This is a genomic window from Streptomyces sp. NPDC086023 (assembly GCF_044540325.1).
Taxonomy (GTDB): Bacteria; Actinomycetota; Actinomycetes; order Streptomycetales; family Streptomycetaceae; genus Streptomyces.
The window spans coordinates 165,693-186,101 of sequence record NZ_JBITRX010000012.1 but is presented as its reverse complement, the minus strand read 5'-3'; the positions used below and the strand labels follow the sequence as shown (position 1 = coordinate 186,101).

Annotated in this window: 17 protein-coding genes; 10 read left to right on the top strand and 7 right to left on the bottom strand. The window is 73.5% G+C overall.

Annotated elements, in window-relative coordinates; translation table 11 throughout:
- The first annotated feature begins 10 nt into the window (after window positions 1–10).
- Entirely contained in the window at window positions 11–1,228 is a 1,218-nt protein-coding gene (locus ACIF6F_RS24035) for a globin domain-containing protein (RefSeq protein WP_399949964.1), read from the top strand.
- Between the two features lie 20 nt (window positions 1,229–1,248).
- Here the strand turns inward: ACIF6F_RS24035 and ACIF6F_RS24030 are convergent, their stop codons facing one another.
- Together ACIF6F_RS24030 and ACIF6F_RS24025 are read right to left on the bottom strand one after the other, a co-directional pair.
- Entirely contained in the window at window positions 1,249–2,223 is a 975-nt protein-coding gene (locus ACIF6F_RS24030; protein WP_399949961.1) for a nucleoside triphosphate pyrophosphohydrolase, read from the bottom strand.
- Window positions 2,224–2,305: 82 nt separating this feature from the next.
- A complete protein-coding gene (locus ACIF6F_RS24025) occupies window positions 2,306–2,926 on the bottom strand; it encodes a SurA N-terminal domain-containing protein (RefSeq protein WP_399949958.1) in 621 nt (206 codons plus the stop codon).
- Window positions 2,927–3,136: 210 nt separating this feature from the next.
- Between ACIF6F_RS24025 and ACIF6F_RS24020 the strand changes: the two genes are divergently transcribed.
- The 3 genes from ACIF6F_RS24020 to ACIF6F_RS24010 are packed head-to-tail and all read left to right on the top strand — an operon-like array spanning window position 3,137 to window position 6,300.
- The gene (locus tag ACIF6F_RS24020) at window positions 3,137–5,581 is read left to right on the top strand and encodes a YfhO family protein (RefSeq protein ID WP_399949955.1); all 2,445 of its coding nucleotides are present in this window, start codon (window positions 3,137–3,139) and stop codon (window positions 5,579–5,581) included.
- 36 nt (window positions 5,582–5,617) lie between these two features.
- On the top strand, window positions 5,618–6,097 hold the full coding sequence (locus ACIF6F_RS24015) for a hypothetical protein (protein ID WP_399949951.1): 480 nt from the start codon (window positions 5,618–5,620) through the stop codon (window positions 6,095–6,097).
- Entirely contained in the window at window positions 6,094–6,300 is a 207-nt protein-coding gene (locus tag ACIF6F_RS24010) for a hypothetical protein (RefSeq protein WP_399949948.1), read from the top strand. Before ACIF6F_RS24015 ends, ACIF6F_RS24010 begins: the two co-directional genes overlap by 4 nt.
- A 51-nt stretch (window positions 6,301–6,351) precedes the next feature.
- Here ACIF6F_RS24010 and ACIF6F_RS24005 read toward each other — a convergent pair whose 3' ends face one another.
- Window positions 6,352–7,869 (bottom strand): protein kinase, encoded by a 1,518-nt coding sequence (locus ACIF6F_RS24005; RefSeq protein WP_399949945.1) that lies wholly within the window; start codon window positions 7,867–7,869, stop codon window positions 6,352–6,354.
- Entirely contained in the window at window positions 7,866–8,510 is a 645-nt protein-coding gene (locus ACIF6F_RS24000; RefSeq protein ID WP_399949942.1) for a hypothetical protein, read from the bottom strand. Before ACIF6F_RS24000 ends, ACIF6F_RS24005 begins: the two co-directional genes overlap by 4 nt.
- Before the next feature lie 280 nt (window positions 8,511–8,790).
- Between ACIF6F_RS24000 and ACIF6F_RS23995 the strand changes: the two genes are divergently transcribed.
- Window positions 8,791–10,014 (top strand): RNA-guided endonuclease InsQ/TnpB family protein, encoded by a 1,224-nt coding sequence (locus ACIF6F_RS23995; RefSeq protein ID WP_399949939.1) that lies wholly within the window; start codon window positions 8,791–8,793, stop codon window positions 10,012–10,014.
- Here ACIF6F_RS23995 and ACIF6F_RS23990 read toward each other — a convergent pair.
- Entirely contained in the window at window positions 10,011–12,131 is a 2,121-nt protein-coding gene (locus ACIF6F_RS23990; protein ID WP_399949936.1) for an N-6 DNA methylase, read from the bottom strand. The genes ACIF6F_RS23995 and ACIF6F_RS23990 overlap by 4 nt on opposite strands.
- 197 nt (window positions 12,132–12,328) lie before the next feature.
- Here ACIF6F_RS23990 and ACIF6F_RS23985 point away from each other — a divergent pair, with 197 nt between their 5' ends.
- Window positions 12,329–13,054 carry a hypothetical protein gene (locus ACIF6F_RS23985; protein ID WP_399949933.1) on the top strand — a complete coding sequence of 242 codons (726 nt, stop codon included), beginning with the start codon at window positions 12,329–12,331 and terminating at the stop codon, window positions 13,052–13,054.
- Window positions 13,055–13,093: 39 nt separating this feature from the next.
- Here ACIF6F_RS23985 and ACIF6F_RS23980 read toward each other — a convergent pair whose 3' ends face one another.
- Window positions 13,094–13,819 (bottom strand): HNH endonuclease family protein, encoded by a 726-nt coding sequence (locus ACIF6F_RS23980; protein ID WP_399949930.1) that lies wholly within the window; start codon window positions 13,817–13,819, stop codon window positions 13,094–13,096.
- Window positions 13,820–13,927: 108 nt separating this feature from the next.
- Here ACIF6F_RS23980 and ACIF6F_RS23975 point away from each other — a divergent pair, with 108 nt between their 5' ends.
- Complete coding sequence (locus tag ACIF6F_RS23975; RefSeq protein WP_399949927.1) at window positions 13,928–14,104, top strand: antitoxin; 177 nt, start codon at window positions 13,928–13,930, stop codon at window positions 14,102–14,104.
- 73 nt (window positions 14,105–14,177) lie between these two features.
- Here ACIF6F_RS23975 and mfd read toward each other — a convergent pair whose 3' ends face one another.
- Entirely contained in the window at window positions 14,178–17,708 is a 3,531-nt protein-coding gene (gene mfd, locus ACIF6F_RS23970) for a transcription-repair coupling factor (RefSeq protein WP_399949924.1), read from the bottom strand.
- A 279-nt stretch (window positions 17,709–17,987) separates the two neighbouring features.
- Between mfd and ACIF6F_RS23965 the strand changes: the two genes are divergently transcribed.
- The 3 genes from ACIF6F_RS23965 to ACIF6F_RS23955 all read left to right on the top strand — a co-directional run bounded on the left by ACIF6F_RS23965 (window position 17,988) and on the right by ACIF6F_RS23955 (window position 20,301).
- Entirely contained in the window at window positions 17,988–18,275 is a 288-nt protein-coding gene (locus tag ACIF6F_RS23965; protein ID WP_399949921.1) for a type II toxin-antitoxin system Phd/YefM family antitoxin, read from the top strand.
- Complete coding sequence (locus ACIF6F_RS23960) at window positions 18,272–18,646, top strand: type II toxin-antitoxin system VapC family toxin (RefSeq protein ID WP_399949918.1); 375 nt, start codon at window positions 18,272–18,274, stop codon at window positions 18,644–18,646. The genes ACIF6F_RS23965 and ACIF6F_RS23960 overlap by 4 nt, the downstream gene beginning before the upstream one ends.
- A 185-nt stretch (window positions 18,647–18,831) precedes the next feature.
- Window positions 18,832–20,301: a DUF2079 domain-containing protein gene (locus ACIF6F_RS23955; RefSeq protein WP_399949915.1), complete on the top strand. Its 1,470-nt coding sequence runs from the start codon at window positions 18,832–18,834 to the stop codon at window positions 20,299–20,301.
- Window positions 20,302–20,409 lie beyond the last annotated feature (108 nt).

The window sequence follows — 20,409 nt, the reverse complement described above, 5'->3', positions numbered from 1 at the left end:
TTCTGTGGATGTGAGGATCTTGAAAAACAGCTTCGCGGTGGTGGAGAGACGGGCCGAGCACGCGGTCAAGTTCTTCTACTCGCACCTGTTCTGGCACAACCCCGGCATCCGGGAGATGTTCCCGCCCGCCTTCGCCGACATGGAAAGGCAGCGGGACCGCCTCTTCGCCGCGCTGACGCACGTCGTCTCCCACCTGGAGGACCCCGACCTCCTCCCCTACCTCCGTGACCTCGGCCGGGACCACCGCAAGTTCCTGGCCGGGCCCGAGCACTACACCGCCGTCGGCGCCAGCCTGCTGGCCGCGCTCGCCGAGGCGTCCGGCGAGGCCTGGACGCCGGAGGTCGAGAAGGCGTGGGGCGAGGCGTACCAGGTGATCGCCGACGCCATGACGGACGGCGCCGCCTCCAGCGAGGACCCGCCGTGGTGGGACGCCGAGATCGTGCGCCACCTCCAGTACGGGCGGGACATCGCCGTACTGACCCTGCGGCCGCACCAGCGGCTCCCCTACTCCCCCGGCCAGTACGTCAGCGTGAGCAGCGACCGGGTGCCGACCACCTGGCGCACGTACTCCCTCGGCAACGCGCCCCGCGCCGACCTCACCCTCGACCTGCACGTGAGCCGGATCGACGGCGGCCGGCTCAGCTCCCACCTGGTGAACGAGGCCCAGCCGGGGGAGCTGCTGCGGCTGGGCGCCGCGGGAGGGGGCATGACGCTGCGCCGGGACGCGGGCCGCCCGGTCAGCTTCATCGCGGCCGGCACCGGCTGGGCCCCGGTCCGGGCGATGCTGGAGGACCTGGTCCGCCACCCGCCGGAACACGGCGTACGGCTCTTCGTCGTCGCGCGCGACCAGGCGCACCTGTACGACCGCCCGCTGATCGAGGACCTCCGGCGGCACTGCCCCTGGCTGGCCGTCACGTACATCACCCCGGCCCCCGGCCAGCACCGCAACCAGGCCACCGACCGGCTCGCGACCGCGCTCAGCAACCGCGGCCTCTGGCCCCACCAGGACGTCTACGTCAGCGGCCCGCCCGCCTTCATCGACGAGACCGCCCACCTCGTGGAGGAGCTCGGCGCGGACCCCTCGCGGATCTTCTACGACGCGGTGCCCGCCTCCGGCGGACCGCGCAGCCGGCCGCTCGGCTTCGGCGAGTGGTTCCTGAACACCCCCGACACCCACTGGTACAACCCGGCCGGCCGCGCCCCGCGCGGTACCGGGCAGGGACGCTGACGCACACCTGACGCTGAGGGCTACCCGCCGACGCCCTCGGCGACACGGATCGCGTCCCGGTAGGCCCGGGCCGCCGCACGCAGCGCGGCCTCCGGATCGACCCCCTCGGCCTCGGCGCGCGCCGCCAGGGCCAGCAGCTCGTACCCGACGCCCTCACCCTTGGGCAACTCCACGTCGACGCCGCCGCCGCGCACCCGCCCCGCGAGCTTCGCCGCCAGCGCGAGGCCCGGCTGGCCCAGCGGTATCCCGTCCGTGACCGACTCCCGCTGCTTCTCGACCGCCTTGGTCCGCATCCAGTGCGCCTTGACCTCCTCGGGCGTCTCGGCTGTCGCGTCCCCGAAGACGTGCGGGTGGCGGTGGATCAGCTTCTCGACGATGCCGCCGGCCACGTCGTCCACGGACCAGGGCTCCTCCGGGTCCTCCTCGGCGATCCGCGCGTGGAAGACCACCTGGAGCAGGACGTCGCCCAGCTCCTCCCGCAGCTCGTCCCGGTCGCCGTCCTCGATGGCCTCGACCAGCTCGTACGCCTCCTCGATGCCGTACTTGGCCAGGCTCGCGTGCGTCTGCCGGGAGGACCAGGGGCACTCGCGCCGGATCCGGTCCATCACCTGCACCAGGTCGAGGAGGCGGGCACCGGGCAGGTCGTAGGAGGCCGGCAGCAGCTCCAGGTCGGGCATGGCGAACCGGCCCGAGCCGGCCATCCGGGCCAGCCCGTCCGTGAGCCGCTGGTCGCCCTCGCCCGTGGGGACGACCACAACCGTACGGCCGCCCGCGCAGGCGTCGACCAGCTCCTGGGCGTCCGGCCGGGCACCCTCGACCGCGATCCCGGCCTCCCGCAGGTACGGGAGCTGCGGGTGGCCCGGGTCGGCGCACAGCACCCGGTCGGCGGTGCGCAGGGTCTCCCAGGCCGACCACGACAGAAGGCCCGGGGCGACCCGGTGGCTGGTGGTGAGCAGGACGATGCGGCCGGTGGCGTCGGTACGGGTGTCAGTCACCCTTCGAAACTACCTCCGCGCGCGGGGGGTACTCGCCCGGGGGCACTCCGACGGTGCTCCCGGGGCGTCCGCCGCCCGGTGGTCAGGCTCCCTGGGGTGCCGTCTGGGGTGTGGTCTTCTGGAGGATCCAGGGGGTCTTGCCGCCGGTCAGCTGGATCTTGGCGGCGTCCCAGCTGCCGTAGCGGGGGTTCACCTCGACACCGAGCGCCTTCGCGGCGGCCGCGATCGGCTCGATGATCCTGTCCTGGCCGTACTTGTCCGTCAGCTTGCTGACGATCAGCCGGTCGCGGATCGCGTCGTCGATCTGGCCAGGCGCGATCGAGGCCTGCTGGAGGACCATCTCCTGGAACTGCTTCTCGCCGCCCGTGCGCTGCACGTCGGCCTTGCGGGCGTCCTCGATCTCCTTGGTGGAGACCGTCAGGCCCGCGTCCGCGGCGGCCTTGCGGAGCACCAGGCTCTGGATCATCGAGTTCAGCTTGGCCCGCTCCAGACCCGCCGAGGCCCCGATCAGCTGGGCGGCCTGCGGCGACCGGTCCTGCGCGGCCCGGACGTCCTTGACCTGCGCCTGGAGGGCGGAGGTGGCGATCCGCTCGCCGCCGACGACGGCTGCCGTACCCGGCCGGGCCTCGCCCGCGCACGCGGTCAGCAGGGGGGCCGCGACGAGCAGGGCGGCGGATACGGAGAGCGCGGTGCGGCGGTGCAAGAGAGCCTCCCAGAAGGCAGGGGCGGCGCGGAGCGCCTCGTTGGGGGGGTGGTGGTCGGGTGACGGGTGGGCGCTTCGGTTCACAAGGCCTTGCGGTGATCGATGGTAGGCAGTCGGGGTGATCCGAGCTACCGATTCGACCAACGATTCCCTTGCGGTTCCGTCGCGTTCACCGGCCCGGCGCACGGGGTTGGCAGCGTCACGCCCACCATGCACGAGACCGACCGAAGCAACCGCCCGGGCCGGGACCGCCGCCGGGACAGCCGGGTGGACCGCCTCCGGGGCCGCGACCGCCGCGGCAACCGCCGTACGAGCCTTCGCGCGGCCGCCCTCGCGGGACTGATCGCCGCCCTGTCCGTGACCGCCGGGGACGCCGTGGCGCGGATCTTCCCCTTCGGCCCGCACCACCGCGCCGTCAACGACCTGAACAACCAGTTCATCCCCTTCCACACCCGCCTGTGGGACCTGCTGCACGGCCGCGCCGAGGGCGGGCTGCTGCTCAACTGGCAGTCGGGCTGGGGCACCAGCTTCCTGCCCGACCTGGGCACGTACCTGACCAGCCCCTTCGCCCCGCTGGTCGCGCTCTTCCCGCGGGACCGGATCGACCTCGCCGTCTACCTGGCCGGCGTCCTGAAGACCGGGGTGGCGGCGGCCGCGATGACCTGGCTGCTGCTGACCATGCGCCGCGGCGGGCCCCGGTGGTGGGCCGCCGGGGTGCTCGGCGCCTCGTACGCGCTGTGCGGGTGGTCCGTCACCGAGGCCGCGTACAACCCGATGTGGCTGGACGGCCTGATCGCCTTCCCCCTGCTGTGCCTGGTGGGCGAGTGGGCGCTGCGGGGACGCCGGCCGGTGCTCGGCCCGCTGGTGGTGGCCCTGGCGTGGACCGCGAACTTCTACACCGCCTACATGGCGACCCTGGGCGCCGCGCTGGTGCTGCTGGTGCGGCTGGTGCTCGTGAGCGGGGGCGTACGGGAGGGGGCCCGGGTCCTGGCACGGGCCGCCTGGACCACGCTGCTGGGGATCGCGCTGGCGGCGCCCGTGCTCGTACCGGTGTTCCTCGGGTCGCGGCACGCGTACCCGGGGTGGGTGTCGGAGTTCCGGGCGGCCGGGTGGGGCGACGTGCTGGCCCGGGCGCTGCCGGCGACGTACGACTTCTTCACGCCCGCCGTGTTCGTGGGGACCGGGACGCTGCTGGCCGCCGCCGCGCTGGGCTTCCACCGGGCGGTGCCGGTGCGCGAGCGGTGCGGGTGGGCGGGGCTGGCGGTGGCGGTGGCCCTCTCCTTCCAGTGGGAGCCGACGCACCTGGCCTGGCACGTCTTCCAGACCCCGAACGGCAGCCCGTACCGGCAGACCTTCGTGCTGGCGGGGGTGCTCGTGATCGCGGCCTGGCAGGCGCTGGCCCCCGGCTGGCCGGGCGTACGGGCCCTGCTCGGCGGGGCCGGGCTGCTCGGCGCACTGGCCCTGGGCGCCCTGGGCAGCGGGCTGGCCGGCGCCTGGAGCCACTCGCTGTTCGGGGCGGGGCTGCTCGCGGCGGGCGGGGCGCTGCTGCTGGCGCGGCGCGGGCGGGCGGTGCCGCTGGCCGCGCTGCTGCTGGCGGGGGCGCTGGCCGGACAGGCCGCCGCGACCACCGCGTACGCGGACCGGGCGCGGCTGGGGCGGCTGGACGACTACCCGGCCTGGGGCGCGCCGCACGACGACCGGTTCCGCGCGGTGTCGGACGCCTCGGGCTGGCCCGCGTACCGCACCGACCCGGGCCGGATGCAGCTGTCCGGCAACGACCCGCTGCTGCTGGGGGGCGAGGGCGGGGCGTACTACAGCAGCCACACCCCGGCCGTGCTGACCCGCACGATGGCGGCGCTGGGGGCCGGGTGGACCTCGCGGGGCAGGAGCCTGCAGAGCCTGGACAACCCGGTGACGGACGCGGTGTTCGCGGTCGGCGCGCGGGCGCGGGGCGCGGTGGACGGGCCGGTACGCGTGACCCGGGCGGCCGTGCCGCCGCTGGTGACGGTCCGCCCCGCCGGCACCCCCCGCTTCGGCCCGTCCCCCTTCCGCAACCAGGAACTCCTGCTGGGCGCGCGGGTGTACGAGGCCCCGGCCCCGGACGGCTCGTGCCGCCCCGGCACGGAGGTGTACCTGTGGGCCCCGGACTACAACGGCACGGTCCGGCTGGCGGCCGGGCAGCCGGTGCGGATGATCGGCGGGCGGCCCCGCTACCAGGCGGCCGTGCAGCCGCTGGGCGCCTCCCCGGGTCCCGGTTCGCGGGTGCTCTTCGACCGGCCGGCGCCGCGCGAGTGGAGCGTGGGCTGCCTGGACCGGTCCCGCCTCGCGGCCGCGGTGGCCCGGCTGCGGGCCACAGGCGCGGTGCGGGTGGAGGTCCGGGACGACGGGGTACGGGCCCACCTGCCGCCGGGCAGCACCGGCACGGCCGTGCTGGCCGCTCCGCGCATCGCGGGCTGGCGCTGCGGGGACGCCCCGGCGGGCTCGTACCTGGGCCTGGTGGCCACGCCGGTGCGGGGCACGGTGGTGGACTGCACGTTCCGCCCGCCGGGCCTGCTCGCGGGCGCGGCGGTGGGGGGCGCGGGGGCGCTGCTGCTGGTGCTGGCGGCTGCAAGGCGCCGGTTTCCCCCGGCCCCGGCACGCCCCTCTTCCGGGTGATGACACCGGGGAGACTTTCAAAGTAACTTCAAAGTTATGGGCATCGAGAGCGCGGCCGTCAACTTCTCCGAGCTGGTGAACAAGAACAAGCAAACGCTGGCCAGGCTCCAGGAATCGCCGAGGCTGCTCCTGCACCGCAGAGACGGCGAAGACCTGGTCCTCACCACCGCGGCGCGAGCCGAGCAGGACCAGACCGTGGTTTCGGCAGCCACCAGGATGCTGGCCGCGATGGCGCGCCGCGAGCCCGGCAGCATGGAACTGCTCCTCGACATACTGCCGGACGCCTTCCCGTGGATCCGCTTCCTGCCCGAGCGCGATCTCCACGCCTTCGCTGTCGAACTGGTCGACACCATGCGAGCCGCCGACTCGCTCGGCAACAGCGCGTCCGTCGCGCAGATGCTGATCGCCTGGCAGCACACCGCCGAGGTCTACTCCGACCCCGACCTGCTGGCCGCGCTGACGCTGGACCACGGCCACGACTACGGCCCCGTACCGGACCCGCGAGACCTCGCATGACCGCGGGTCGCGGCGACCGCGCCGCCCCACCGGCGCCCCACGGGCACTGGGAGGTCCGCTTCGCAGATGCGGCCGCGGCCAAGGGTTGGGAAAGCCTCGCCCAGCAGGCCCGTGAGAACACCTACCGCGCCTGGGTCACCATGCGCACCACGCCCGGACCGGTCACGGAGACACCCCGGCACCACCGCCTCAGGAGCTGCTGAATCACCTTCGCAAGCACAGGGCATCCGCGAGCCACCGACCCGCGCTGAACTTCAGCCGTGGACCTGGCCCAGCCAGTGGAGGGTGCGGCGGAGTTCGCCCGGGAAGGGGTGGTTCGGGCCGTGCTGGCGCTCGGCGTCGAAGAGGAGGCGGGCCAGGGTGTCGTGGGCCGCCGCCCGGTCGCCGAGGGCGAGCAGCAGGTGGCCGATCCGGCGGCGGATCTCCAGCGGCAGCTCGCGGTCGGAGTTGGCGTACTGGTTCTCGAAGTACGGCAGCAGCGACCGGTACTCGGCCAGGGCCGCGGCCGGCTCGCCCAGCTGTTCCAGGCACTGCGCGGCCTCGTACCGGAAGCGCAGCGACTGCGGCTGGCCGATGCCGGACTCGGCCGCGTACTCGTCGGCGAGCCGCCGGAGTTCGGGCAGGGCGCGGCGGTACTGGCCGTCGTGCATCAGGGTGGCCGCGAACTGCTTGCGCAGGGAGCGGACGACGGGTGAGCTCTCCCCGTGCTGCGCGGCGGCGGCCGGGAGGATGCCGCCCAGGATGTCCACGGCCTGGGTCAGCCGGCCCTGGTCCAGCAGCCGCTTGACCTCCTCCACCGCGCCGGCCACGTCGGCGCGGGCCTGCTGGGGCGGCACCACGGGCGCGGCCGGGGCGGCTCCGGCCCGGTCGGGCCAGGGCGCGTGCGGGCGCAGGAAGGGGCGGGTGGGGTCGAGCGGGCCGCCGGGCGTGCCGTGCGAGGGCAGCAGCGGTGCGAGGGCCTCGTACACCTCCTGGGCGGAGGCCGGCCGGTGCTGCGGGTCCTTGGCCAGCAGCCGCAGCACGAGGGCCTCCAGCTGGGGCGGCACCTCGGGGCGGAGCTGGCGGACCGGGAGCGGGGGCTCGTACAGGTGGCGGTGCAGGACGCCGAGGGCGGTGGTGCCGGAGAAGGGCACGCCGCCGCTGAGGAGTTCGTGCAGCAGCACGCCGAGGGCGTAGAGGTCGGTGTACGGGCCGACGGCGCCGCCCATGGCCTGCTCGGGCGCCATGTAGGCGGGGCTGCCGATGGGGGTGCCGGTGTTGGTGAGGCGGGTGGTGTCGGCGTCCATGACGGAGGCCACGCCGAGGTCGAGGACGAGGACGGTGCCGTCGGGGCGGACCATCACGTTCCGCGGCTTGAGGTCGCGGTGGACGATGGGCACGGCGTGGACGGCGGAGAGCACCGAGCACAGCTGCGCGGCGACGGAGACGGCCCACGGCCAGGGGTAGGGGTCGTGTTCGGCGAGGTGGTCGGCGAGGTCGGCGCCCTCGACGTACTGCATGACGAGGTAGAGGTCCTGGTCGTCGCTGCCGGCGTCGTGGACGGTGACCAGCCCGGGGTGGTCGACCTGGGCGGTGACGCGGCACTCGCGCACGAAGCGGCGCCGCATCTCCTCGGCCTCGGCGGCACCGCCGCTGACCTTGTCGGGGCGGAGCAGCTTGACCGCGACGCGGCGGTCGAGCCGCTGGTCGTACGCCGTCCAGACCTGGCCCATGCCGCCCTGGCCGAGGACGGTGGCGAGCTGGTACCGGTCGGCGATGACGCGTCCGGTCACTTGTCGCGCTCCTGGTCACGGCGGAGCAGCTCGCTCAGCTCGTCCAGTTCGGCGCGGACCTGCCCGATGTCGTGGTTCTGGGGGCGCTGCGGCGGTACGGGCTGCTGGGGTACGGGCGTCTGGTGCGCCGGCGGCTGCGGGACCGGGGTCTGGTGGGCCGGGTTCTGGCCGACCGGCGGCTGCGGCACGGGCGTGTGGTGGGCCGGCGGGTAGCCGTACCCCTGCTGGGGCCCCTGGTACGGGCCGGGGAACGGCGCGGAGGCGGTGGGCGGGGCCCAGTTGCCGGCCGGCCTGGCGTAGTACGTGATGTCCGCGTACAGGAACCAGCCGAGGGCCGCGACGGCGGTGGACAGCATCACGACCATGCCGAGGTTGCCGTGCCAGGTGCTGAGGTCGTCGGTGGAGTCGGTGGCGATGCCCACCAGCGCCAGGATGTTCAGCGCGAGGCAGCCCGCGAAGACCGACCAGTTGCGGCGGCTGCCGTTGACGACGGCGATGCGCAGGGGCGCGGCCCACGCGAGGAACCCGCAGCTGAACAGCGAGAGGCTGCAGAAGAGCACGCGCAGGCCCACCAGGGCCCCGTCGGAGGGCCGGTTGACGGGCTGCGGCTGGTGCTGCTGTGGGAAGCCGGGGCCGTGCATGCTGCTCCTGACAGGGCGGGGCGGGCGTGTGGAGATGCGTCGGGTCGCGTGAAGAGCGTATACACCGATGCCGACAGTCGGTCCGGGTTGTGCCGAACCGTTGCCGGGTTGATCACCCCGGCGTGACCAGATGGCCTGGCGTAAGCCTTGTCCTTCAGGGTGGGGTGAGCCGAAACGGTCCGCAATGCGAAGGTGGAGCGGGCGGCGCTGCTGCTCGATGCACTGCCGCACCACCGTGAGCGGGGCGCCGCCGCAGGACGCGGCGAATAGGATCACGGCCGTGCAGCTCCGGTACAACTTCCGCCTGTACCCCGAGCCTGGCCAGCGCCACGCGCTGGCCAGGGCGTTCGGGTGCGCCCGCGTGGTCTTCAACGACGGCCTGCGGGTCCGTAAGGAAGCCCACGCGGCGGGACTGCCGTACATCAAGGACACCGACCTCCAGAAGCAGGTCATCACCGCCGCGAAACGCACCGACGAACGGGTGTGGCTGGGCGAGGTGTCCTCCGTCGTGCTGGTGCAGTCGCTCCGTGATCTGCACACCGCCTACCGGAACTTCTTCGCCTCCGTCACCGGCAAGCGCAAGGGACCCGGGGTCGCGCCGCCCCGCTTCAAGTCCAAGCGCGACAGAAGGCAGTCGATCCGCCTCACCGCCAACGGGTTCTCCCTGCGCGACAACGGCTGCCTGTATGTGGCGAAGGTCGGCGACCTGCGGGTCCGCTGGTCCCGCCGGCTCCCGGCCGTGCCGACCTCGGTCACGGTCACCATGGATGCGGACGGCCGGTACTGGGCGTCCTTCGTCGTCGACACCGCCCCCGAGTTCCTCCCCGAGACGACCGCTGAGACCGGCATCGACCTGGGCCTCTCGGCATTCGCGGTCCTCTCCGACGGACAGAAGATCGCATCCCCGCGCTTCCTACGCCGCGCCGAGAGCAAGCTCAAGCGGTTGCAGAAGGACCTCAGCCGCAAGACCAAGGGGTCGAAGAACCGGGCCAAGGCCCGCATCAAGGTCGCACGGCAGCACGCCCGCGTCGCGGACCGGCGCCGGGACTGGCACCACAGGGAATCCACGAAGATCATCCGCGACAACCAAGCGGTGTACGTGGAAGACCTAGCGGTGTCCGGCCTCGCCCGCACCCGCCTGGCCAAGTCCGTACACGACGCCGGATGGTCGGCGTTCGTCGGCATGCTGGAGTACAAGGCAGCCAAGCATGGCCGGTACTTCGGCAGGATCGGCCGCTTCGAGCCGACATCCCAGGTCTGCTCGGCCTGCGGGATCAAGGACGGACCCAAGCCCCTGTGCGTCCGCGAATGGACATGCCGGGAATGCGGAACCGTCCACGACCGCGACATCAACGCCGCACGCAACGTCCTGGCCGCCGGACGGGCGGACAGGCTAAACGCCTGTGGAGCGCCGGTAAGACGGGCCCCTGCGCCCGCACAGCGCCGTGAAACAGGAAGCCCCCGGAAGGGCCCGACGGCCCAGGCTGGAATCGCTGTCCTTTAGGGCGGTGAGCACGTCAACGAACCGTCTGTCAGGCCGTCGTACAGGCCCTGGACGAGCTGTTCGCCGAGGCGTCCGGCGAGCCGCAGCGCGTCCTCGAACTCGGCGAGGGCGCGGAAGCGTTCGCCGTAGCGGCGCTGGTCGGCAAGGGGCAGCCGGGGCAGCTGGAGGCGGCGGGCGTCGAGGCGGGTGGCGGTGGAGGCGTAGCTGCTGGCCTGGCGGGTGTTGGCGGTGCCGCGGAGGAAGCCGGCGAGGAACCAGGGGTCGAGCGCGGCCGGATCGGGCCGCAGCAGCTGGAGGTTGCGGCCGAGGGCGGCGCCGGCGGTGGCGGCGTCGATGACGCGGGCGACGGAGCCGCCGCCGAGGAGGGGCACGACGACGTCCCCGGGCTCGGTGAGCACCGGTTCGTCGGCCGCGGCGCCGGGGTCGGGTGCGGCCGTGCCGGAGGGAGCGGTGCCCGCGTACACGTCGGCTTCGGTGAGGACGGGGGTGCCGGGCGGGGCGCCGGCGGTGCCGGTGCGCAGGGTGAGGGCGCCGGCCCGGGCGAGTTCGCCGAGCGTGGTGGCGGCGGGTCCCGCTGAGCCGGCCGGGCGGGGGCGGGCCTCGGGGGCGGCGGGCTCTGCGGCTGTGGGGGTGAGGCGGGCGGCGCGCTGCAGGGTGGCGTCCAGCCGCTCGCGTACGGCGGCGAGTTCGGCGGGGCCGCCGCCGGCGGCGGGCGGGGGCAGGTGGCGGGCGGGGGCGAGGTCGACGTCGTCGTCGAGGAGTTCGATGACGGGGGCCGAGCGGCTGACGCCCGGCTGCTCCTCGACGCCGCCGGTCTGCTCGTACGCGGTCCAGGCGGCCAGTACGGCGTCGTGCACGGCGGGCCAGGCGGCCTTGTCGCGGCCGCCGGCGGGTTCGCCCGCGGGTCCGGTGGCGAGGCCGGCGGCGTCGACGAGCAGCAGTTCGGGGGCCGGCTGGAGGCCGGGGGCGGGCTTGCGGAGCACCCAGAGGTGCAGCGGGACGCCGTACGGGGGCGCGGCGCCGGCCGGCAGGGCGATGACGGCGCGCAGGGCGCCGCGGCGCAGCAGGTCGGCGCGGACGCGGCGGCCGGAGCGGCGGGAGGCGGCGGCGGGGGGCATCAGCAGGACGGCGGTGCCGCCCTCGCGGAGGCGGGCGAGGCAGTGCTGGACCCAGGCCAGCTCGGACTCCGTGCGGGCGGGGAAGCCGTACTCCCAGCGGGGGTCGTAGGCGAGTTCGTCGTGGCCCCAGTTGCGCTCGTTGAACGGCGGGTGGCAGAGCACGGCGTCGGCGGTGAGCTGTGGGTAGGCGTCGGCGCGCAGGCTGTCGGCGGCCGCGGCGCGGATGTCGGCGTCGCCGTGCAGGGCGAGCCGCAGGGCGGTGAGCGCGGCGAGTTCGGGGGCGGTGTCCTGGGCGTACAGGGCATACCTGGCCCCGGGGTGGCGTACGGCGCGGAGCAGGCCGCCGGTGCCGCAGGCGGGGTCGAGGACGGTGAGGGGCGCGGCGGCGGTGCCGTTGCCCGTGGCCGTGGCGCCGGCGAGGGCGGCCATCAGCTCGGCGGGGCCGGGCGGGGTGAGCGTGTACTGGCGGGGGTTGGCGTCGAGGTGACGGCCCAGCAGGAACTCGAAGGCCTGGCGGGCGCCGAGTTCGGCGGCGAGTTCGGCGGCGGCGCGCAGCAGCGGCACGTCCTCGGGGCCGGGTTCCCGGCCGGCGAGGGGGTGGCCGGGGCCGAGGCGGGCGGCGAGCACCTGGGCCAGGGCGGGGCGCAGCAGGTCGGCCATCCGCTCGTCGGAGACGGCGGACAGCTCCAGCCAGTCGGTGGGCCGGTCGCGTACGACGAGCAGGGCGCAGCCCGCGTGGACGAGCGCGGCGACGGCTCCGGCGGGATGGCCGGACACCTGCTGCCAGACGCGTTCGCGGAGCGGGACCTCGGCGAGCTTGCCCTGGGCCCGCAGCCAGCCCTCGACGTCGGCGAGGGCGAAGGAGGGGCTGGTCTCCGTGCCGCCGACGGGCCGCGGGAAGTCGGCGTGGCGGCGGCGCCAGTTGCTGACGGCGGCGCGGCCGACGCCCGCGAGCCGGGCGATCTCGGCTGCGGTGACCTCTGCGGCGTTCTCCGGCACCTCTTGCTCCCCTGGTCGGCCCGTCTCTGCGGGCGTGTCGGCGGGTGTGTCGGCCGAGCATACCCGTACACGCGACACGGATCCCTTCACGGCGTGAATCATGGAATCCTTGTGAATCGCGTTGACTCGGTTCACAACGATCTGCTGTGATGCCGTTCGTCGCAAGGGAATCCGAACGCAGGAAGGCACACATCGTCATGAGCCAGAACATGCAGCAGGACCAGCGCCCCCGTCACGGCCGGTCGGCCCGCAAGGTGCTCGCCGGACTCGGCGCCGCGGCGGCGCTGATCGCCCTCACGGCGTGCACGGACACGGGTACGGACGGATCCTCGGGCGGCAGGAAGACCGGCCACTCGTCCGGCGCCGACAAGGGCGCGAGCAAGGACGCCAAGAAGGACGCGAAGAAGAAGACCGGCGGCGCCAGGAAGGCCGCGCTCGGCGGCGACGGCGACTTCCAGGTCGGCTCCGACCTCAAGCCGGGCCTGTACCGGACCACGGGCAACACCGACGGCATGTGCTACTGGGAGCGCGCCAAGGACTCCAGCGGCGAGGCCGACTCGATCATCGCCAACGACAACGTCACGGGCACGAGCTACGTGGAGGTGAAGGCGAGCGACAAGATCTTCAAGTCCACCGGCTGCAAGGACTGGGAGGCGGTGGACCCGAAGGCCGCCGGCACCCCCGCCACCGCGATGAAGGGCGACGGGGGCATGTACAAGGTGGGCACGGACATCGCGCCCGGCACGTACCGGTCCACCGGCAACAGCGACGACCAGTGCTACTGGGAGCGCGCGAAGGACGCCGAGCACGGCATCGACTCGATCGCGGCGAACGACAACGCCTCGGGCAGCGCCGTGGTGACGATCACCGCGAAGGACGCGTACTTCAAGACCGCGGGCTGCAAGGACTGGAAGAAGTCCTAGGCCCCGGCGGACGACCGGCGGCCGCGTCCGGCGGCCGTTCTAGCGGTACTTGCCCGGCGGGCGGGTGGGGGTGCCGCCGGACGGGAGGGTCTGGGCCCGGCAGTCCTCCAGGACCCGCCGCATCGCGTCGCGCTCGGCCGCCGTGACCCACAGCTCGTACTTCTTCTTCACCGCCACCTGCGTGGCCACGTACGGGCAGCGGAAGGCACGGTTGGCCGGCAGCCAGCTCGCCGCGTCGCCGTCGCCCTTGCGGCGGTTGGCCGAGGCGCTGACGGCCAGCAGGTTCAGCGGGTCGTTGGCGAAGGCTATGCGCTTGGCGCGGTCCCACTTGCCCGCACCCTTCTGCCAGGCGTCGGACAGGGCCACCACGTGGTCGATGTCCACGTTCGAGTCGCCCCGCTCGAACTTCAGGCGCTTGCCCCCGTACGGGTCCTTCTTCAGCACGCCGGAGGTCACCCGGCAGCCGTCGCCCTTGAAGCGGGTGTTCACCAGGTCGCGCCGGAGCACGTCGTCCCGGGTGGTGCACTCGTTGGCGTTGGTGTCCAGCCAGCCCTTGCCGAACTCGTCCCGCGAGTACCCCTTCTTCGGCGCCCGGCCCTTGACCGTGAGGGTGTCCACGGCCCGCAGGGCGGTGGCCGCCGCGTCGCCCCCGCCGCCGCTTCCCCCGGCTCCGCCGTCCGGTTCGGAGGGCTTCGCCCCGGAACAGCCGGAGACGGCCAGGGCGCAGGCCAGCAACAAGGCGGCGGAAGCAGGGGTTCTATGCATGACGCCAGATCCTAGACGGCGCGCAGTACATGACAATCACCCCCTCAACAGGCAAACCACTCCGAACGGGCGTACCGTCTCATTCGGGAAACCGGAAGGAGCCCTCACATGGGGATCATGGACAAGGCCAGGGAGATGCTGCACGGCGGCAGGGGCAAGCAGGCCTCCGACGCGGTGGAGCAGAAGGTCAACGAGAAGACGGGCGGAAAGTACACCGGGCAGGTCGACCAGGCCCAGCAGCAGGTGGAGGAGAAGCTCGGCATCGACGACGACCCGACCAGGTAGGCCTTGCGTCCGCCCTGACACGGACCGCAGACGTACGGAACCGCCCGCACGGAGCGCGGGCGGTTCCGGCGCGTCAAGATCCCAGGATCTGCGTCAGGAACTCCCCGGTCCACGCCAGCAGTTCCCGCCCGACCAGCGGCTTGCCGCCGATCTTGCCGGTCTTCGGCCGCGGCACGAGGACCTGCGAGGTGGCCGGCTTGAGCACCGAGCCCGGGTAGAGCCGCTTGAGCCGCAGCTCCTGGGACTCCCTCAACTCCACCGGCCCGAAGCGGACGTTGTTGCCCTGGAGGGTGATGTCGGCGACCCCGCAGGCCCGCGCCAGCATCCGCAGGCCGGCCACCAGCAGCAGGTTCTCCACCGGCTCCGGCAGCTTGCCGTACCGGTCGGTCAGCTCCTCGCGGACCGCCTTGACGTCCTCCTCGGAGTTGGCCGACGCGATGGCGCGGTACGCCTGGAGGCGCAGCCGCTCGCCGGGCGCGTAGTCGTGCGGCACGTGTGCGTCGACCGGCAGCTCGATCTTCACCTCCAGCGGCGGCTCCTCCTCGACGCCGCCCTCCAGCGACGCCCGGTAGTCCGCCACGGCCTCGCCCACCATCCGTACGTACAGGTCGAAGCCGACGCCCGCGATGTGGCCGGACTGCTCGCCGCCGAGCAGGTTGCCCGCGCCGCGGATCTCCAGGTCCTTCATCGCCACGTACATGCCCGCGCCCATCTCGGTGTGCTGGGCGATGGTCGCCAGCCGCTCGTGCGCGGTCTCGGTCAGCGGCTTCTCCGGCGGGTACAGGAAGTACGCGTACCCGCGCTCGCGGCCGCGGCCGACGCGGCCGCGCAGCTGGTGCAGCTGGCTGAGGCCGAAGTTGTCGCCGCGCTCGACGATCAGGGTGTTGGCGTTGGAGATGTCGATGCCGGACTCGACGATCGTGGTGGAGACCAGCACGTCGAACTTCTTCTCCCAGAAGTCGACGACGACCTGCTCCAGCTGGCTCTCGCCCATCTGCCCGTGCGCCGTGGCGATCCGCGCCTCGGGCACGATCTCGCGCAGCCGGGCGGCCGCCCGGTCGATCGACTCGACCCGGTTGTGGATGTAGAAGACCTGTCCCTCCCGCAGGAGTTCGCGGCGGATGGCCGCGCCGATCTGCTTCTCCTCGTACGGGCCGACGAAGGTCAGCACCGGGTGGCGCTCCTCCGGCGGGGTGGTGATGGTCGACATCTCGCGGATGCCGGTGACCGCCATCTCCAGGGTGCGCGGGATCGGGGTCGCGGACATCGTCAGCACGTCGACGTTGGCCCGCAGCTTCTTCAGCTGCTCCTTGTGCTCGACGCCGAACCGCTGCTCCTCGTCGACGATGACCAGGCCCAGGTCCTTGAACTTCGTCTCGGAGGAGAAGAGGCGGTGGGTGCCGATGACCACGTCCACCGATCCCTCCTTCAGCCCCTCCAGCGTGGCCTTGGCCTCGGTGTCGGTCTGGAAGCGGGACAGCGCCTTCACGTTCACCGGGAACTGGCTGTAGCGCTCGGAGAAGGTGCCGAAGTGCTGCTGGACGAGGAGGGTGGTGGGCACCAGGACGGCGACCTGCTTGCCGTCCTGCACCGCCTTGAAGGCCGCCCGGACCGCGATCTCGGTCTTGCCGTAGCCGACGTCGCCGCAGATCAGCCGGTCCATCGGGACCGACTTCTCCATGTCCTCCTTGACCTCGGCGATCGTGGAGAGCTGGTCGGGCGTCTCGGCGTACGGGAAGGCGTCCTCCAGCTCCCGCTGCCAGGGGGTGTCCGGACCGAAGGTGTGGCCGGGGGCCGCCATGCGGGCGCTGTAGAGCTTGATCAGGTCGGCCGCGATCTCCTTGACGGCCTTCTTCGCCCGCTGCTTGGTCTTGGTCCAGTCGGCGCCGCCGAGCCGGTGCAGGGTGGGCGCCTCGCCGCCGACGTACTTGGTGACCTGCTCCAGCTGGTCGGTCGGGATGTAGAGGCGGTCGCCGGGCTGGCCGCGCTTGGCCGGCGCGTACTCGACGAGCAGGTACTCGCGGGTGGCGCCCTGGACGGTGCGCTGCACCATCTCGATGTAGCGGCCGACGCCGTGCTGCTCGTGGACGATGTAGTCGCCCGCCTGGAGGGTCAGCGGGTCGATGGTCTTGCGGCGCCGGGCCGGCATCCGGCCCAGGTCCTTGGTCGCGGTGCGCTGGCCGGTCAGGTCGGTCTCGGTGAGGACGGCGACCTTCAGGCCGGGGTCGACGAAGCCGGTGTCGAGCGAGCCGCAGGACACGTGCACCACGGAGGGCTCGATCGCGCCGAGGTCGGCCTCCAGCCGGGCCGCGATGCCCTCGTTGCCGAGCACCTCGACGGTACGGCTGGCCGGGCCGTGGCCCTCGGTGATGAAGACGGTGCGCCAGCCGTCGGCGAGCCAGCCCTTGGTGTCGGCCAGCGCGCGGGCGGTGTCGCCGCGGTAGGCCTCGGGGGCGTGCATGCCGAGCTTGAGGGTTTCGTCGGAGAGGTCCTCGCCGGCCGCGAACGGGGACACCGACCACCAGAGCATGCCCAGCTCGCGGGCGCGGTCCCGGACGTCGGCGATGCCCCACAGGGAGGCCGCGCCCACGTCGATCGGGGCCTCGCCCCCGCCCGCGGTGGCGGCCCAGGAGGCCTGGAGGAACTCCTGGCTGGTGGCCACCAGGTCGGCGGCCCGGGTGCGCACCCGCTCGGGGTCGCACACCACGGCCATGGCGCCCTTCGGCAGCACGTCCAGCAGCAGCTCCATGTCGTCGACGAGCACCGGGGCGAGCGACTCCATACCCTCGACGGCGATCCCCTCGGCGATCTTGTTGAGCAGTTCGCCCAGCTCGGGGTGGGCCTCGGCCAGGGCAGCGGCCCGCTCGCGCACCTCGGGGGTGAGCAGCAGCTCGCGGCAGGGCGGGGCCCACAGGCCGTGCTCGGCGACCTCCAGGGAGCGCTGGTCGGCGACCTTGAAGTAGCGGATCTCCTCGACCTCGTCGCCCCAGAACTCGATGCGCAGCGGGTGCTCCTCGGTGGGCGGGAACACGTCGAGGATGCCGCCCCGCACGGCGAACTCGCCGCGCTTCTCGACCAGCTCCACCCGGGCGTACGCGGCCGCCGCCAGCGCCTCGGTGATCTCGCCGAGGTCGGCGGTGCCGCCGCTGCGCAGCGCCACGGGGACCAGGTCGCCCAGCCCCTTGACCTGCGGCTGGAGCACCGACCTGATGGGGGCCACGACCACGCTCACGGGGCCGGCCGCGGGGTCGTCCGTGCTGGGGTGGGCGAGCCGGCGCAACACGGCGAGCCGGCGGCCGACGGTGTCGCTGCGGGGGCTGAGCCGCTCGTGCGGCAGCGTCTCCCAGGAGGGGAAGTCCACCACGCCGTCCGGCGGGAGCAGGGAGCGCAGGGACGCGGCCAGGTCCTCGGCCTCGCGGCCGGTCGCGGTGACGGCGAGCACCGTGCGGCCGGTACGGCGGGCCAGCGCGGCGATCGCGAACGGCCGGGCGGCCGGGGGGCCGACGAGGTCGACGTGGGTCCGGTGGCCGTCGGTGGCCGCCTTGACGGCCTCGGCCAGCGCGGGGTCCTGGATGACGGCGTCGAGCAGACCGTGCAGGCTCATGAAGGGGGCTTTCCGTCCGGGTGTCCGAGTGAGGGCAACGCGAAGGACCCGACACGTCATACGGGCCGGGTGCGCCGGCGGGGCCGGTGCCCCCAGCCTACGACGGCACGGGGGACACCGCCTCTGGTCTCACGGGTCACACGGTCCTCGCGAACCGCCGTACGGTCACCCCGGCGAGGGATTCCGGTCACTCGGGAGAGCGAGGGAGCTGGCCACGATCAGGCCGTTCGGGCTAGCCTAAGTCCAGCGCTTAGTCCACCCCTGTCGTGAGAGGCCGCCATGGCAGCAGCCCGGCAGTACAACGTCCACGAGGCGAAGACCCATTTCTCGAAGATCCTGGAGGCCGTGGCCACGGGCGAGGAGGTGATCATCAGCAAGTCCGGTGAGCCGGTGGCGAAGGTGATCCCGCTTCCCCACAAGGTCCGGCGCACGGCGCGTGGCTCCCTCACGGAGCCGGTCGTCCTGCACGAGGACTTCGACGACCTCTCCGACGACGCGGGCTTCGCCGCGGCCTTCGGCCTCGACGACTCCGCGGACGCGCACGGATTCGGCGGTTCCGACGCATGAAGCTCCTCGCCGACACCCATGTCGTCCTGTGGTGGCTGCTCGACTCCCCACAGCTCTCGGACGAGATCAAAGAGCTGCTCGACACGGAGTCGCTCGCCTACATCAGTGCGGTCACCCCCTGGGAACTGGCCGTCAAGCAGGCCCTCGGGAAGCTGGAGGGACCTGAGGACCTGCCGGAACGCGCGCGGGACTGTCAGCTGAGGCCGCTGCCGATCACGGGTCAGCATGGAATCCGGGCGGCTCAGCTCCCGTTCCATCACCGCGACCCGTTCGACCGGATACTGATCGCCCAGGCCCAGACAGAAGGGCTGACGCTCGTCACGCGGGACAAGCACATCCCCCGCTACGACGTGGCGGTCCTCTCCGCCTGACGGCGTCCGGTACGGAGGCCGGCACGGAGGCCGGCACGGGCCGCGCGGGCGGGGCCCGCGAGGCGGCGACGTAGGGTGGGCGGCAGCCGCGCGGCGGGGACGCGTGGGTGCGGGTGCAACCGGATGCCCCGCGTACCCGTCCTCCGGGTCGGCCCCTGGCCCGCCGCCGACCCACAGGACCCGCCTTGACCACTCCCCCGCGTACCGACGCCGAGACGGCGACGCCCGCAGCCGCCCCGGCCGCGCCTGGCGTCCGGATACCGGGGCCCCGGTCCCCCGAGGACGGCCCGCCCGCCGCCCGTCGGCGGGACCGGGGCCCGTACCTGCTGGCCTGCGCGTTCTTCGTGGCGTACGCGCTCCAGTCCGTCCTGCGGTTCCGCCGGATGGAGACCCTCTCCTGGGACCTGGGGATCTTCGAGCAGGCGATCCGCGGGTACGCGCACCTCCAGGCGCCGATCGCCGACCTCAAGGGCCCCGGGAGCCACATCCTGGGCGACCACTTCAGTCCCGTCACCGCCCTGCTCGCCCCCTTCTACCGGGTCTTCCCGACCCCGGTGACCCTGCTGGTGGCGCAGGCCGCGCTGTTCGCGCTGGCCGTGCTGCCGGTCACCCGGGCCGCCGGCCGGCTGCTGGGCCGCGCCCGCGGGACGGCGGTCGGGGTCGCGTTCGGCCTCTCCTGGGGCGTCCAGCGGGCCGTCGACTTCGACTTCCACGAGATCTGCTTCGCCGTCCCCCTGATCGCCTTCGCGCTGGAGGCCCTGCTCGCACACCGCTGGCGGGCCGCGCTCTGGTGGGCGCTGCCCCTGGTGCTGGTCAAGGAGGACCTGGGCGTCACGCTGTCCGCCATCGCGCTGCTGGTCGCACTCCGGGCCCGGCGCACCGACCCCCGGGCCGCCTGGTGGGCGCTGGGCGCGGCCGTCTTCGGGCTGGCCGCGGCACTGCTGGTGTTCACCGTCGTGATCCCCGCCTTCAACACCGGCGGCGACTACGGCTACTGGGACAAGCTCGCCTCCCACGGCCCCCTCGACGGCCTCGACACCAAGATCCGCACCCTGCTGTGGATCCTGGTGCCCACCACCGGGCTGCTGGCCCTGCGCTCGCCGCTGCTGCTGGTCCTGCTGCCGACGCTGGGCTGGCGGTTCCTGTCCGGCGAGGAGCACTACTGGTCGACGGACTGGCACTACAACGCCGTGCTGATGCCGGTGCTGGCCCTGGCCCTGGTCGACGCGGCGGACGCCGCCCGCCGTTCCCCGCGGCCGTGGCTGCGCTCGTACGCGCTCCACGCGCCCGTCGCCGTCGCGGCGGCCGCCCTCGCACTCACCCCCCACCAGCCCCTCGCCGCCCTCACGGAGGCGCCGACGTACCGGAAGAGCGAGCGGGTGACGGAGGCCGAGGAGCTCCTGGCCCGGATCCCGGACGGCGCGAGCGTCGAGGCGGACGTGGGCCCGATCGCGCGGCTGGTCTCGCGCTGCCGGGTGTTCTGGATCGGCGACACCCGGGGCGTGGTGCCCGACTGGATCGCCCTGAACAACGACTCCGGCTGGGCGGGCAACCCGGTCGAGTACGCGGCGAAGCTGCACCCGGGCGAGACCTTCACGCTGTTCGGCCAGGCGTCGGGGTACGTCCTGCTGAAGCACAGCGGGGCCGGCGGCTAGCCGGTCGGCGCCGGGGCGGAGACGGGGCGGGCCGGAGGCGGGCGGGCCGGAGGCCGGAGACGGGGCGGGGCCCCGTGCCCGCCGTGGACCGGCGGGCACGGGGCCCGT

Excerpts from the sequence above, each read along its gene's own strand:
- ACIF6F_RS24020 (WP_399949955.1), top strand. The coding sequence starts at position 3,137 with ATGCACGAGACCGACCGAAGCAACCGCCCGGGCCGGGACCGCCGCCGG.
- ACIF6F_RS24015 (WP_399949951.1), top strand. The coding sequence starts at position 5,618 with ATGGGCATCGAGAGCGCGGCCGTCAACTTCTCCGAGCTGGTGAACAAG.
- ACIF6F_RS24010 (WP_399949948.1), top strand. The coding sequence starts at position 6,094 with ATGACCGCGGGTCGCGGCGACCGCGCCGCCCCACCGGCGCCCCACGGG.
- ACIF6F_RS24000 (WP_399949942.1), bottom strand. The coding sequence starts at position 8,510 with ATGCACGGCCCCGGCTTCCCACAGCAGCACCAGCCGCAGCCCGTCAAC.
- ACIF6F_RS23985 (WP_399949933.1), top strand. The coding sequence starts at position 12,329 with ATGAGCCAGAACATGCAGCAGGACCAGCGCCCCCGTCACGGCCGGTCG.
- ACIF6F_RS23980 (WP_399949930.1), bottom strand. The coding sequence starts at position 13,819 with ATGCATAGAACCCCTGCTTCCGCCGCCTTGTTGCTGGCCTGCGCCCTG.
- ACIF6F_RS23975 (WP_399949927.1), top strand. The coding sequence starts at position 13,928 with ATGGGGATCATGGACAAGGCCAGGGAGATGCTGCACGGCGGCAGGGGC.
- mfd (WP_399949924.1), bottom strand. The coding sequence starts at position 17,708 with ATGAGCCTGCACGGTCTGCTCGACGCCGTCATCCAGGACCCCGCGCTG.
- ACIF6F_RS23965 (WP_399949921.1), top strand. The coding sequence starts at position 17,988 with ATGGCAGCAGCCCGGCAGTACAACGTCCACGAGGCGAAGACCCATTTC.
- ACIF6F_RS23960 (WP_399949918.1), top strand. The coding sequence starts at position 18,272 with ATGAAGCTCCTCGCCGACACCCATGTCGTCCTGTGGTGGCTGCTCGAC.